Source organism: Amycolatopsis sp. NPDC004747, from assembly GCF_053601335.1.
Genome location: NZ_JBSGBQ010000008.1, coordinates 47,568 through 60,283, shown reverse-complemented (window position 1 = coordinate 60,283; position 12,716 = coordinate 47,568). Strand labels below are relative to the sequence as shown.

Below are 12,716 nucleotides of genomic sequence, written 5' to 3'. Positions count from 1 at the left end.
CGCGGGCTGTCTCGCCGGAGGTGCCGCGGTGGGCGCGATCTGCGTGGCTGGTCCGCGACCACCACCGAATCGTGGGCGACCGCTGAGCGTCCGGGGCGGGCCGAAGTGCCCGCCCCGGACGGGAGCTCAGTAACCCAGAGCCTCGTTCACGGCCGCGGCCGAGGGCGGCAGCGTCGCCTTGGGGCCGACGTGGTTCTCGATCGCGTCGAGGGTCTTGAGGCCGTCGCCGGTGATCAGCAGAACCGTCTCGGCGTCCGGGTCCAGCTTGCCCGTCTCGACCAGCTTCTTCGCCGTGGCGACGGTCACCCCGCCGGCCGTCTCGGTGAAGATGCCTTCGGTGCGGGCCAGCAGGCGGATGCCCTCGACGACCTCTTCGTCGGAGACGTCCTCGATCGCGCCGCCGGTGCGGTTGACGATGTCGAGCACGTACGGGCCGTCGGCCGGGTTGCCGATGGCCAGCGAGCGGGCGATCGTGTCCGGCTTCACCGGCTGGACCACGTCGTGGCCCTCGCGGAACGCCGCCGACACCGGCGAGCAGCCGGTGGCCTGCGCGCCGAACACCTTGTACGGGCTGGCTTCCACGAGACCGAGCTGACCCAGCTCGCGGAAACCCTTGTCCACCTTGGTCAGCTGCGAACCGGAGGCGATCGGGACGACGATCTGCGGCGGGATGCGCCAGCCGAGCTGCTCGGCGACCTCGAAGGCCAGCGTCTTCGAGCCCTCCGAGTAGTACGGCCGGACGTTCACGTTGACGAACGCCCACTTCGGGTGTTCGCCGGCGAGCTCGGTGGCAAGGCGGTTGACGTCGTCGTAGTTGCCGTCGATGGCGAGGAGGTCGCCGTCGTACACCGCGGTGGTGAGGATCTTGGCGCGCTCGAGGGTCTTGGGGATCAGCACGACCGACCGCCAGCCGGCGCGGGCGGCCGCGGCGGCCGTCGCGTTGGCCAGGTTGCCGGTCGACGGACACGCGAGCACCTCGAACCCGAACTCGCGGGCCGCCGCCAGCGCGACGGCGACGACGCGGTCCTTGAACGAGTGCGTCGGGTTGCCGGTGTCGTCCTTGACCCACACGCGCTTGAGGCCGAGCTCCTTGGCGAGGCGGTCGGCGCGGACCAGCCGCGTCGCGCCCGGCTCGGTGTTCGGGATCTCTTCGACGTTGGACGGAACCGGAAGGAGCTTCTTGTAGCGCCAGATGTTCTTGGGACCCGCCTCGATGTCCTCGCGGCGGACACGGCCGAAGTCGTAGGCGACCTCGAGCGGCGAGAAGTCTTCGGCGGAGACGAACTCCGGAGCGAGCGGCTGCCGGTGGCCCTCTTCCTTCGACACCAGCTCGACGGCCGGACCGAGATCCGGGGTCTTCGTGGTGGAGGTCGTGCCGAGGGTGGCGGTCATCGCGAGGTTCCTTTCCTCATCTGCCCCGCCGAAGCGGGCCGGAATTGGCACCGTGGTCGTCAGCTATCCCGCGATCGCGGGATGACAGGCTGTACGCCGGTTGCCGGGGCTTCGTCGGGCCGTTCCCTCTGCCCCTCTGGATGAGCGGTATTCGGTTGTCGGTGCCGCGCACTCCGGATCTTCCGGTGCGGGCTGCCTCGGCTACACCGTACGACATCGCGCTCGGCCCGTGCCATGGTGGCCGCTCGACATCACCGGAGCGGGCGCACAAGAGCGCAAGTGAGAGGATTCACGGGTGACCGCGCAAGCCACCGCCCCGGCCCCGCTGCAGCTGGTGCTGGGGGAGGAAGAACTGCTGATCGAGCGGGCCGTCCGCGAGACGCTCGCCGCCGCCCGCGCGATGGACGCGACCGCGGAGCTGACCCGGGTCCGGGTGTCCGATCTCACAGCCCCCGAGCTGGCCGAACTGGTCAGCCCGTCGCTGTTCAGCGAAGGCCGGGTGATCGTCCTCGAGTCGGCGCAGGACATCTCGCAGGAGCTGGCCGACGCCGTCGCGGCTTACCTGAAGGACCCGGCCGAGGGGGTCGTGCTAATCGTCGTGCACACCGGCGGCGGCCGCAGCAAGGCGGGCAAGTCGCTGCCGGCGGTGCTGAAGAAGGCCGGCGCCGAGGTCACGGAGTGCCCGAAGCTCACCAAGCCGGCCGAGCGAGAGCAGTTCGTGCGCCACGAGGTGCGCCGGGTGAGCGGCAAGATCGACCCGGCGGGGGTCGCCGCCCTGCTCGACGCCGTGGGCTCCGACCTGCGCGAACTCTCTTCGGCGGCGACGCAGCTGGTCGCGGACACGGGCGGCGCGGTCGACGCCGACGCGGTCCGCCGCTACCACCGCGGCCGCGCCGACGTGACCGGCTTCGCGGTCGCGGAAAAGGCGGTCAGCGGCGACCGCGCGGCGGCGCTGGAGTCGCTGCGCTGGGCGATGCAGCTGGGCGTCCCGCACGTCCTGGTCGCCGACGCGCTGGCGGACGCGGTCCGCACGATCGCCCGGGTCTCCGGCGCCGGCCGCGGCAACCCGAACCAGATGGCGGGCGAGCTGGGCATGCCGCCGTGGAAGATCCGCAAGGCCCAGGGGCAGTCCCGCGGCTGGAACCCCGACGGCCTCGCGACGGCGATGCGCGTGGTCGCGCGGCTGAACGCCGAGGTCAAGGGCGTGGCGGCGGACCCGGGCTACGCGCTGGAGCGAGCGGTCCTCGAGGTGGCGGCGGCAAAGGGCGACCGCTGATCGCTGCCCAACGCCGCCGAGCCGCCGGGGCGCGCCCGAATCGCTCCGCGAACGCACGAGCGACTCACGGGATGCTCGCACGAGTTCGAGCACCTCGCGGCCCGCTTGGTGAGCACCGGGCTCACGGCCGCCAGTAGCTCCGCGCTGGCCGCCGGTCACGCCGCGCTCTGGCCGCGGGCCGCGCCGCTCCGGCTGCAGGCGGCTGTTCGCGGCTGGCGCCGCGCTGGATGCCGCGCCCGCCGCGCGCCGGTGGCTGTTCCTGGCCGCGCCGGCCGTAAGCCGTGCCGCTCAGGCCGCCAGCCGCGCCGGCCGCAAGCCGTGCGACTCCGGCCGCCAGCCGCCAGCCGCCAGCCGCCAGCCGCAAGCCGCGCGGCTCCGGCTGCCGCCCCGCCAGCCGCCTGCCGCTCAGCCACAGCCGCGTCGCGCCGGCCGCGCTGCTCCGAGCCGTGCCCAGGACATGAAGAAGGCCCCGGCCGAAGCCGGGGCCTTCCCAGAAATCAACCAGCTCAGAGCGCGTTGACGCGCTTGGCCAGCGCCGACTTCTTGTTGGCGGCCTGGTTGGCGTGGATGACGCCCTTCGAGACGGCCTTGTCCAGCTTCTGGGCGGCGTCGCGCTGCAGCTCGGCGGCCTTGGCCTTGTCGCCGGCCTCGGCGGCCTCGCGGACCTTGCGGATCGCGGTCTTCACCGAGGACCGGATCGCCTGGTTGCGCTGACGCGCCTTCTCGTTCGTCGTGATGCGCTTGATCTGCGACTTGATGTTGGCCATAGGGCAACTCCTGTTTCACTCGGTGAGATCGCCGCCGCGCTCAAGTGGCCCCGGGCGAACCGGGTTTCCTCCATGACGGAATGCCGCACGGGCAGCGAGCGACCACTCTAACAGCCCGGCCACCCGCGCCCGGAGCCGGGAGTACCGTGGGTGACGGCAGTGCCTAGGGTTCCGCCGCCGGTCCGAGCAGTCCGCACGACAAGCACGACAAGCACGACAAGCACCCCACAACCAGGGCCGGTGGGTCTGGTCCGAGCGGCACCATCGGCGGGCCCGGACGGCCGGTCGTTCATCTGACGGGGCAAAAGCCTGGAGGACCCGGTTTTCGCGCGCGAAAACCCGAAGGGGTCCCGTGAACGCCACCGCACTCTCCCTCGTCCTCGTCGCCGCCGTCGTGCACGCCGCGTGGAACCTCGCCGCCAAGCGGGTCACCTCCGGCGGCACCCAGTTCGTCTGGCTCTACTACACCGCCAGTGCCGTCGTGCTGCTGCCGGTCACGATCGTGCTGCTGATCGCCGAAAACCAGCGTCCACAGTGGAGCTGGCTGCTCGCCGCCGTCGTCACCTCGCTGCTGCACATCGCCTACGGCATCGTGCTGCAACGCGGGTACCGCGTCGGCGATCTCTCCGTCGTCTACCCCGTTGCGCGCGGCACCGGGCCGCTGCTTTCGGTGCTGGCCGCCGTCCTGGTGCTCGGCGAACGACCCGGTCCGCTCGGGCTGCTCGGTGCGTTCCTGGTCGTGGCGGGCGTGCTGGTGATCAGCACCGGCCGCAAGGCGGACGATCCCCGGGCGGTCAGGGCCGGCATCCTCTACGGCCTGCTCACCGGGGCCGTCATCGCCGGCTACACGCTCTGGGACGCGCACTCGGTGACCGGCCTCGGCGTGCCGCCGGTCGTCTACTTCGGCCTCGGCTCGATCCTGCAGAGCCTGCTGCTCGTGCCCGGCGCGCTGGCCGGCCGAACCGAACTGACGCGGATCTGGCGCGAGCAGCGCCGCGAAGTCCTCCTCGTCGCGGTCCTGTCGCCGATCGCCTACATCCTCGTGCTCTTCGCCCTCACCATGGCGCCGGTCAGCCTGGTCGCGCCCGCCCGCGAGCTGAGCATCGTGCTCGGCGGCCTCGCCGCGTGGCTGGTCCTCGGCGAGCGGGACGCCGTGCGGCGGCTCGCCGGTTCGGTGATCGTGCTGTCCGGCATCGCGGCGATTGCGGCCGCCTGAGCCCGTCCGGTAGGCAGGTCGGATGGAGATCCTGAAGAGCAGGCTGCTGATCCGCCCGCGGGACGCCGCCGCGTCCACGGCGTTCTACCGCGACACCCTCGGCCTGGCCGTGGAGCGGGAGTTCCCCGGCGGCACCGTGTTCTTCCTCGGCCACGGCTCCCTGGAGGTCTCCGGCGCGGGCGAGGCGGGCTCGTCGCCCGATCTGGTGCTCTGGCTGCAGGTCCGGGACCTCGCCGGCACCCTCGCGGACCTCAAGGCGAAGGGCTTGGAGCCGGTTCAGGACGCCCAGCGGATGCCGTGGGGCCTCGACGAGGCCTGGATCGCCGATCCGGACGGCACGCGCATCGTGCTGGTCGAGGTCCCCGAGGGGCACCCGATCCGCACGGACACCCGCTAGGCGGGCTTGACGGCGCGCAGCTGCGCGGCGAGCGCGGCGAACCCCGGCGGCTCCCAGGTCCAGGTCTGCAGGTCGGCGAACCCCGCGGCGGCGGCTTCGTCGGCCAGGACGTGCCTGCTCACCGGCAGCCACTTCTCGTGCGCGGACAGCAGCAGCCGCCCGCCCGGGCGCAGCACCCGGAACAGCTCGGCGAACCCGGCCGCGCGGTCGTCCCACAGCATGACGTTGTTCACGCTCAGCACGACGTCGACGGACTCGTCGGGCTCGCCGGTGTGCGCCGCCGACCCTTCGCGCAGCTCGGCGCGGTCGCCGCAGCGCTCCTGGCACAGCGTGAGCATCTCGAGGGAGGGGTCGACGCCGACCGCGCGCCCGGCCAGGCGGGCGGCGGCGTCCAGGCCGACGCCGGGGCCGGGCCCGACGACCAGGACGGTCTCGTCCGGCTCGATCTTCGCGAGGTCGACGATGCGGTGTTCGGTGGCGGCGTTGCCGCGGGCCATGACCCAGCCGCCGAGGCGGCCGAGCGCGCCGGAGGGGTGACCGAACGTCCGGTCGAGGACGCGGGCGAACCCGCTGGTCTCCGGCTGGGGAGGGGGTGCCGGCTGGTGCGGAGTGCTCATACTTCGAGGGCACCACGGATCGCGGAACCCCGCATCGGGGATGACCCCCACCCGCACCCGGAGGGCCATGGGAACATAGAGGTGGCCATCCCCGACTTTCCGAGGACTCATTCGAGTGACAGCGTCCAGCAAGTTCGCCGACACCACCTTCACGCCGCCGGAGCTCATCCGGAACTTCTGCATCATCGCGCACATCGACCACGGCAAGTCGACCCTGGCCGACCGCATGCTGCAGCTCACCGGCGTCGTGGAAGAGCGGGCCATGCGCGCTCAGTACCTCGACCGGATGGACATCGAGCGCGAGCGCGGCATCACGATCAAGGCGCAGAACGTCCGGCTGCCCTGGAAGGTCGACGGGCAGGACCACGTCCTGCACATGATCGACACGCCCGGCCACGTGGACTTCACCTACGAGGTCTCCCGGGCCCTGGAGGCGTGCGAAGGCGCGATCCTGCTGGTCGACGCCGCGCAGGGGATCGAGGCCCAGACGCTGGCCAACCTCTACCTCGCCCTGGAGAACAACCTCCAGATCATCCCGGTCCTGAACAAGATCGACCTGCCCTCGGCCGACCCCGACAAGTACGCGGGTGAGCTCGCCCACATCATCGGCTGCGAGCCCGAGGACGTGCTGCGGGTCTCGGCCAAGACCGGCATGGGCGTCGGCGAGCTGCTCGACGAGGTCGTCAAGCAGGTGCCGGCGCCGCAGGGCGACGCCGACGCGCCCGCCCGCGCGATGATCTTCGACTCGGTCTACGACACCTACCGCGGCGTCGTCACCTACATCCGCGTGGTCGACGGCAAGATCACCCCGCGCGAGCGGATCCGGATGATGTCGACCGGCGCCACGCACGAGCTCCTCGAGGTCGGGATCATTTCGCCCGAGCCGAAGCCGAGCAAGGGTCTCGGCGTCGGCGAGGTCGGCTACCTGATCACCGGCGTGAAGGACGTCCGCCAGTCGAAGGTCGGCGACACCGTGACGTCGGAGCGCCACGGCGCCAAGGAGCCGCTGGCCGGCTACCGCGAGCCGAAGCCGATGGTCTACTCGGGACTGTATCCGGTGGACGGCTCCGACTACCCGGAGCTGCGCGAGGCCCTCGACAAGCTCCAGCTGAACGACGCGGCGCTGGCCTACGAGCCGGAGACGTCGGTGGCGCTGGGGTTCGGCTTCCGCTGCGGCTTCCTCGGCCTGCTGCACCTGGAGATCACCCGCGACCGGCTCGAGCGCGAATTCGGCCTCGACCTGATCTCCACGGCGCCGAACGTCATCTACCGCGTGGTGCTGGAAGACCGCAGCGAGGTAGTCGTGACGAACCCGTCCGACTGGCCGACCGGGCTGAAGATCGCCGAAGTGCACGAGCCGGTGTCGAAGGTGAGCATCCTCGCGCCGTCGGAGTTCGTCGGCACGATCATGGAGCTGTGCCAGACGAAGCGGGGCTCCCTGCTCGGCATGGACTACCTGTCCGAGGACCGCGTCGAACTGCGCTACAACATTCCGCTGGCGGAAATCATCTTCGACTTCTTCGACACGCTGAAGTCGCGTACGCGCGGCTACGCGTCTCTCGATTACGAAGAGGCCGGCGAGCAGATTTCCGATCTGGTCAAGGTGGACATCCTGCTGCAGGGCGAAACCGTGGACGCGTTCTCGGCGATCGTGCACAAGGACGCGGCCTACGGTTACGGCAACCGGATGGCGACACGGCTGCGCGAGCTGATCCCGCGCCAGCAGTTCGAGGTCCCGATCCAGGCCGCGGTCGGCTCCCGGATCATCGCGCGCGAGACGATTCGCGCGATCCGCAAGGACGTGCTGGCCAAGTGCTACGGCGGTGACATCTCGCGGAAGCGGAAGCTGCTGGAGAAGCAGAAGGAAGGCAAGAAGCGGATGAAGACCGTCGGCCGGGTCGAAGTCCCGCAGGAAGCCTTCGTCGCTGCACTGTCCACTGAGGACACCGGCAAGAAGAAGTAACTGTTCCGTTGATGTGACAGTGGCACCCATATTCACGCCTCCGCGTGAATATGGGTGCCGAACTCGCGTTCGATGCGGTTTCTGTCGGTGGTCTCTGGTTTGCTCTGGTGCGAAGAGCGAAAGGAGAGCACCATGACGGTCATGGCTGACATCGAGCATCCCGCCGATTCGGGCCCCCTGACGGTGCAGGGCCTCGAGGGGATGCCGGACGATGGCCGACGTCACGAACTCATCGACGGGGTGCTCCTCGTGAGCCCCGCGCCCGGTCGAAGACACCAGAAGGTCGTGATAAAGCTCGCGAGGGTTCTCGAGGACGCATGCCCGGCTGAGTACGACGTGCTCGTCGCGCCGTTCGCGGTGCACTCGGGTGACAAGATCGAGCTTCAGCCGGACGTCCTGGTCGGCTTGGATGAGGACTTCACGGACAAGGACCTCCCGGCAGCACCGGTGCTGGCGGTCGAGGTGCTGTCGCCGAGCACGGCGATCCACGATCTCAACACCAAGAAGGCGGTCTACGAACGACTCGGGACCCACAGCTACTGGGTGATCGACCCGGAGCAGCCGGCGCTGACGGTGTTCGAGCTGGACACGGACGGCCACTACCAGCAGGTGGCCAAGGCGGCGGGCGACGAGGCGGTCGAGCTCGAGCGGCCGTTCCCGGTGCGGATCGTGCCGCGGGAGCTGCTGGGCCGGCTCGGCTGAGGCCGGCCGGTGCCGGGGTGGTTGCCTTCCGAGCCTGCTTGGAACAGCGGGGAGCCGTTCGCGGGAGTGCCCCGGTCAGCCCTGCCGGAAGCGAGTGTCGCGGAGCTGGGCGTGCAGCTGCCGGTGGCGCAGTTCCTTCCGGAGCCGCTCGAGCACCGCGTCGAACAGGGCCGGGGCGAGGATCGCCGTCTGCTCGAACTGTCTTCGCTCCGGTGGCGCCGGTTGGAGTTTGCCGCGAGGCGCGTAGCGCTGCACCGAGCTCTCGACGCCTCCGCCGGTGACCAGGTCGACCCAGAGGGCGTCGCGCAGGTAGCCGTCGCCGAAGCGGGCTGACCTGCGGACGGTCACCTCGGCGATCTCCGGCCAAGGGACCAGACGCGTGCTCAGCGTGCCCGCGGGCAGGCGCAGGCCTTCGTCGCTGACGGTGAGGTCGTGCAGGGCCTCGAACCCGCGTTTGAGGTCGCGGGCGCGCGACACCCGGAAGGCCACGACAGCGACGAGCACGGTCGCCGCGTAGGCGCCGCCGATCAGCCACGGCGAGAGGCCGCGCACCAGCCCGGTGGCCAGCGCCGCGCCGAACCCGGCGTCGGCGACGACGAGGAGGCCGACGAGGATCTTGACCGGCGTGGTCACGCGAGGCGGGGACTCGGACAACGGGACGACTCCTGGGGCCGGACGGGTCAGGGATTGCCGATTATCCGGTCTGCCCGGATGAACACCGCGACCCGCCGCTCCTCGGCCATCACGCGGTCGTACTCGGCCCAGTCGTCGTGGGTCCCGGTGGCGGCGATGAACACGTCACGCAGCAGCTGCGGCAGGCCCGCCGGGTCGAAGGCGGGGTCGGGGTCGTCCGGCCCGATGAGGTGGGTGGCGCCGGTGACGGAGAGCCAGTTCCAGCCGCGCCGGAAGGTCACCGTGGCGTGCCCGGCCCGTCGCAGCAGCAGAAGCTTGTGCGCCTTCCCGACGGCGACGTACGCGACACCCGGGGCACCGGTCACCGGATCGTCGATGACACCGACGTTGACGACGGAGGCGTGCACGGTGCCGTCGGCCCGCGTCGTGGCGACGGTGGCGAGGCCGTGCTCCTGCAACGACAGCGTGCGAACCTGTTCCAGATCAGCGCTCATGCCCCAACCTAACCCGCCGCGGCCCGCGGGTGGCCACCGGCGAACGCGGGTGGTGCGTTCGGGTGACCGTCGAGCCGGCGCGTTGCGGAGCGGTGCCCGCCGGCGATCTCCTGGTTCGACACGAGGGGGGACGATGGCCCGTGGCCTGTGCTTTCGCGACGCCGTCCGGCTGCTGGGCGGCGCCGACAACCGGACGGTCGCCGCGCTCGACAAGCTCGCCGGGGGTGCGCTCCTGGTCGCGGCGGCCGCGGGCGTCGACTTCGCGCTCGGCCTGTTCGATCCGAAGGCCGAGTTCGCCCGCCTGACCGGCGACCTGGCCTCCGGCCTGCGGGACCGCCTCAGCGGCCTGGGCCGGGCCGAGCGCAGTCACCGGCTGACCGCCGCCCACGCCGTCGCGGTGCTGGCGGCCTTCTTCGAGGTGCTGTCGGAGATCGAACTGCCGCGCGACCTCCGGCTCGACCGAGCCGATCAGCTCCGCGTGGCGCTCGACAGCCCGCCCGTGGCGCGGCGGCTGGATCGCCTGCTCGCCGCGGTCGTGGCGGACGACATCCCGATCCCCGCGCCGCACCGGCCGCACGAGGCCGTGCTCGAGAGCCTGGGCCACTACTACGGGCAGCTGGCGACGCGGACCCGGGACTTCCTCGCCGGGCTGGCCGGCTGGGATCGCCTGGACGAGACCGAGCGGGCCCGGCTGGAGCTGAGGCTGGCCGAGCTGCGCTCCCGGGCGGTGACCCGCTACGAGGCGCACTTCCGGCGGCTGGCCACGGAATTCCCCGAGTTCGCCTTCTGGGCCGGTCTGCTCGACCACCAGGCCACCCGGGCCGCGGTCAACGACCTCGGCGCCGGTCTGGCCGGGCTGGAACGCGCCCTCGCCGCACTCGCGCCAACGCCGCCGGTCGCGCATCCGCTGCGGCTCGCCCACCGCGATGCCCTCGACAGGCCGATGATCTCGATCCGGGACGTCCCCGACGGCCTGCACATCCCGGCACTGGGCGAGGCCTACGTCACGCCCAGGTTCCGCGTGGCCGAGGCCGGTGTCTCCGACCAGATCGCGTCGGAGCGCTGGTGGTCGGACCGGAAGGTCCGCGCCGACCTCCCGGCGTTCCTGGCCGGCCATCTGACGGCGCCGCACGCGACCCTGGCGCCGCTGCTCGTCCTCGGCCAGCCGGGCGCCGGGAAGTCGATCCTCACCCAGGTGCTCGCGGCGCGGCTCGCCACGGCCGAGTACCTCGTGGTGCGGGTGGTGCTGCGCGAGGTGCAGGTGGAGGCCGACCTGCAGAGCCACCTCGAAGAAGCCGTGCGGAACGCGACCGGCGAGGACCTCACCTGGCCCGCCTTGGCCCGCGAGGCCGCGGGCGCGCTGCCAGTCGTCCTCCTCGACGGTTTCGACGAGCTGCTCCAGGCCACGGGGGCGAGCCAGTCCGACTACCTCGAGCGCGTCGCCGAGTTCCAGCGGCGGGAAGCCGCACTCGGCAGGCCGGTCGTGGTGCTCGTGACCAGCCGGACCGCCGTCGCCGACCGGGCGCGCCCGGTCGGCGGGATGATCGTCGTGCGGCTCGAGCCGTTCGACGCCGGCCAGGTCGCGCAGTGGCTCGACGTCTGGAACCGCGCCAACGAGCCCTACTTCACCGCGAACGGCCTGTGCCCGTTGACCGCCGAGGTGGTCGCGCCGCACGCCGACCTCGCCGGCCAGCCCCTGATGCTGTTCATGCTGGCGCTCTACGACGCCGACGACAACTCGCTGCAGCACCACGACGTCGCGCTCGGGCAGGCCGAGCTGTACGAGCAGCTGCTGGGCCGGTTCGCCGCGCGGGAGGTCCTCAAGTCCGGCGGCGGGCTGACCGCCGCCGGCTTCCACCAGGCCACTGAACAGGAGCTGCTGCGGTTGTCGGTGGCCGCGTTCGCGATGTTCAACCGGACCCGCCAATGGGTCACCGAAGCGGAGCTGGACGCCGACCTGGCGGCCCTGCTCACCGCGCCGCAGCGACCGACCGCGGAACTGCGGGCCACGCTGACCGCGGCCCAGCTGATGTTCGGCCGCTTCTACTTCATCCACGAGACCCAGGCCGTCCAGGACGACCGGCGGCTGCGCACCTACGAGTTCCTCCACGCGACCTTCGGCGAGTACCTGGTCGGCCGCCTCGTCACGGAAGAGCTGCGTGACCTGACCGCCGCCGCCCGGGCGATGGGCCACCGGGGCCGTCCCGGAGTGCTCGACGACTCCTTCCTCCACGCGCTGCTTTCCTTCGCCCCGCTGGTCATGCGCGAGACCACCGTCTCCTTCATCGGCGAGCGGCTGGCCACCGTCGCCGAAACCGATCGCGCGGTGCTGCGCGAACTGTTGCTTTCGCTGGCGCGGCAGGCACTCCAGGCGCGGCACACGGACGCCTTCGCCGGCTACCGGCCGCGGCCGGCGACCCAGCCGGAACGGCATGCGGCGTACTCGGTCAACCTGACGATCCTGCTCGTCCTCGTGAGCGGACGGCTCAGCGTCGACGAGTTGTTCCCGGACGCCGCCGAGCCGGTGGACGCGTGGCGGCGGCTGACCCTGCTGTGGCGGTCACAGCTCCCTGGCGAGGGCTGGAAGGCGCTCATCCACCGGTTCACCGTGGAGCGTGCTTGGCAGGGCGAGCGCCGCACCGCGTTCGTCGTCCCGAGCGAGGCCGCGAGCCCAGGGTGGGAGCCGGACACCTACTGGACCTACGGCCGCTACTGGCCAGGGCACCCGACGCGGCCCGTCGAGCCGTACCAACGACTGGGGTGGTACGAGGGAACCTTCGGCTACCTCCGCAACCAAGGGCGGTTCCAGTGCGAGGCCGACGACGACGTCGTCGTGCACGCGCTCGACCCGTTCCACCCGGGCCTCAGCGCGGCCGTCTTCACCTTCCACCACGGAGGTGTCCTGCCGCGGCCGGTGTCCGGAGCGCACGCGCTGATCGCCCTCTGGCTGGCGGCGACGAGCCCCGGCGACGCGGAAACCGTGACCTGGGCGTTCACCGTGGCGTGGGAGTTCGCGGCGCACGGGTTCGCCCCGAGTGACGCCGACCAGCGGCACCGGTACCGCGTCCAGGTCCTGAACCTGCTCGTGCTGATCGCGGACCGGTTTCCCGTGGACTGGTTCACCCGGTTGCGATCCGAACTCCGGGAGCTGGCGGCGGCGGAAGCGCACGAAAACGACACCCTTCTCGCCGGGCTGCTCGACGGGCTGGGGTTGGCCGAGCCCCGCGCCTTCGACTGAAGGCGCGGGGCCAGGCCGACC

At 71.5% G+C, this 12,716-nt stretch carries 11 protein-coding genes and 1 riboswitch; of the genes, 6 read left to right on the top strand and 5 right to left on the bottom strand.

Features of this window, described 5'->3' with window-relative positions:
- Positions 1–126 precede the first annotated feature (126 nt).
- Entirely contained in the window at positions 127–1,392 is a 1,266-nt protein-coding gene (gene thrC, locus ACWEGE_RS15050) for a threonine synthase (RefSeq protein WP_033261177.1), read from the bottom strand.
- A 13-nt stretch (positions 1,393–1,405) separates the two neighbouring features.
- Positions 1,406–1,539, bottom strand: a riboswitch (SAM riboswitch).
- Positions 1,540–1,687: 148 nt separating this feature from the next.
- Here thrC and holA point away from each other — a divergent pair.
- Complete coding sequence (holA, locus tag ACWEGE_RS15045) at positions 1,688–2,668, top strand: DNA polymerase III subunit delta (protein WP_449661020.1); 981 nt, start codon at positions 1,688–1,690, stop codon at positions 2,666–2,668.
- A gap of 506 nt (positions 2,669–3,174) precedes the next feature.
- On the opposite strand, the gene rpsT is transcribed toward holA, so the two are convergent.
- Positions 3,175–3,435, bottom strand: coding sequence for a 30S ribosomal protein S20 (gene rpsT, locus ACWEGE_RS15040; RefSeq protein WP_091316168.1), 261 nt, complete (start codon positions 3,433–3,435; stop codon positions 3,175–3,177).
- Positions 3,436–3,787: 352 nt separating this feature from the next.
- Between rpsT and ACWEGE_RS15035 the strand changes: the two genes are divergently transcribed.
- The gene (locus ACWEGE_RS15035) at positions 3,788–4,651 is read left to right on the top strand and encodes a DMT family transporter (RefSeq protein ID WP_449661019.1); all 864 of its coding nucleotides are present in this window, start codon (positions 3,788–3,790) and stop codon (positions 4,649–4,651) included.
- Between the two features lie 22 nt (positions 4,652–4,673).
- Entirely contained in the window at positions 4,674–5,048 is a 375-nt protein-coding gene (locus ACWEGE_RS15030; RefSeq protein WP_449661018.1) for a VOC family protein, read from the top strand.
- Here ACWEGE_RS15030 and ACWEGE_RS15025 read toward each other — a convergent pair.
- Positions 5,045–5,665: a class I SAM-dependent methyltransferase gene (locus ACWEGE_RS15025; protein ID WP_449661017.1), complete on the bottom strand. Its 621-nt coding sequence runs from the start codon at positions 5,663–5,665 to the stop codon at positions 5,045–5,047. The two genes, ACWEGE_RS15030 and ACWEGE_RS15025, sit on opposite strands and share 4 nt — an antisense overlap.
- A gap of 115 nt (positions 5,666–5,780) precedes the next feature.
- Between ACWEGE_RS15025 and lepA the strand changes: the two genes are divergently transcribed.
- Both lepA and ACWEGE_RS15015 read left to right on the top strand, forming a co-directional pair.
- A complete protein-coding gene (gene lepA / locus ACWEGE_RS15020) occupies positions 5,781–7,628 on the top strand; it encodes a translation elongation factor 4 (protein WP_449661016.1) in 1,848 nt (615 codons plus the stop codon).
- Positions 7,629–7,760: 132 nt separating this feature from the next.
- Positions 7,761–8,330 (top strand): Uma2 family endonuclease, encoded by a 570-nt coding sequence (locus tag ACWEGE_RS15015; protein WP_449661015.1) that lies wholly within the window; start codon positions 7,761–7,763, stop codon positions 8,328–8,330.
- Between the two features lie 75 nt (positions 8,331–8,405).
- Here ACWEGE_RS15015 and ACWEGE_RS15010 read toward each other — a convergent pair whose 3' ends face one another.
- Positions 8,406–8,984: a hypothetical protein gene (locus tag ACWEGE_RS15010; RefSeq protein ID WP_449661014.1), complete on the bottom strand. Its 579-nt coding sequence runs from the start codon at positions 8,982–8,984 to the stop codon at positions 8,406–8,408.
- A 26-nt stretch (positions 8,985–9,010) separates the two neighbouring features.
- Positions 9,011–9,457, bottom strand: coding sequence for a pyridoxamine 5'-phosphate oxidase (locus ACWEGE_RS15005; RefSeq protein WP_449661013.1), 447 nt, complete (start codon positions 9,455–9,457; stop codon positions 9,011–9,013).
- Positions 9,458–9,590: 133 nt separating this feature from the next.
- On the opposite strand from ACWEGE_RS15005, the gene ACWEGE_RS15000 reads away from it, so the two are divergent.
- Complete coding sequence (locus ACWEGE_RS15000; RefSeq protein ID WP_449661012.1) at positions 9,591–12,695, top strand: NACHT domain-containing protein; 3,105 nt, start codon at positions 9,591–9,593, stop codon at positions 12,693–12,695.
- Positions 12,696–12,716: the final 21 nt, after the last annotated feature.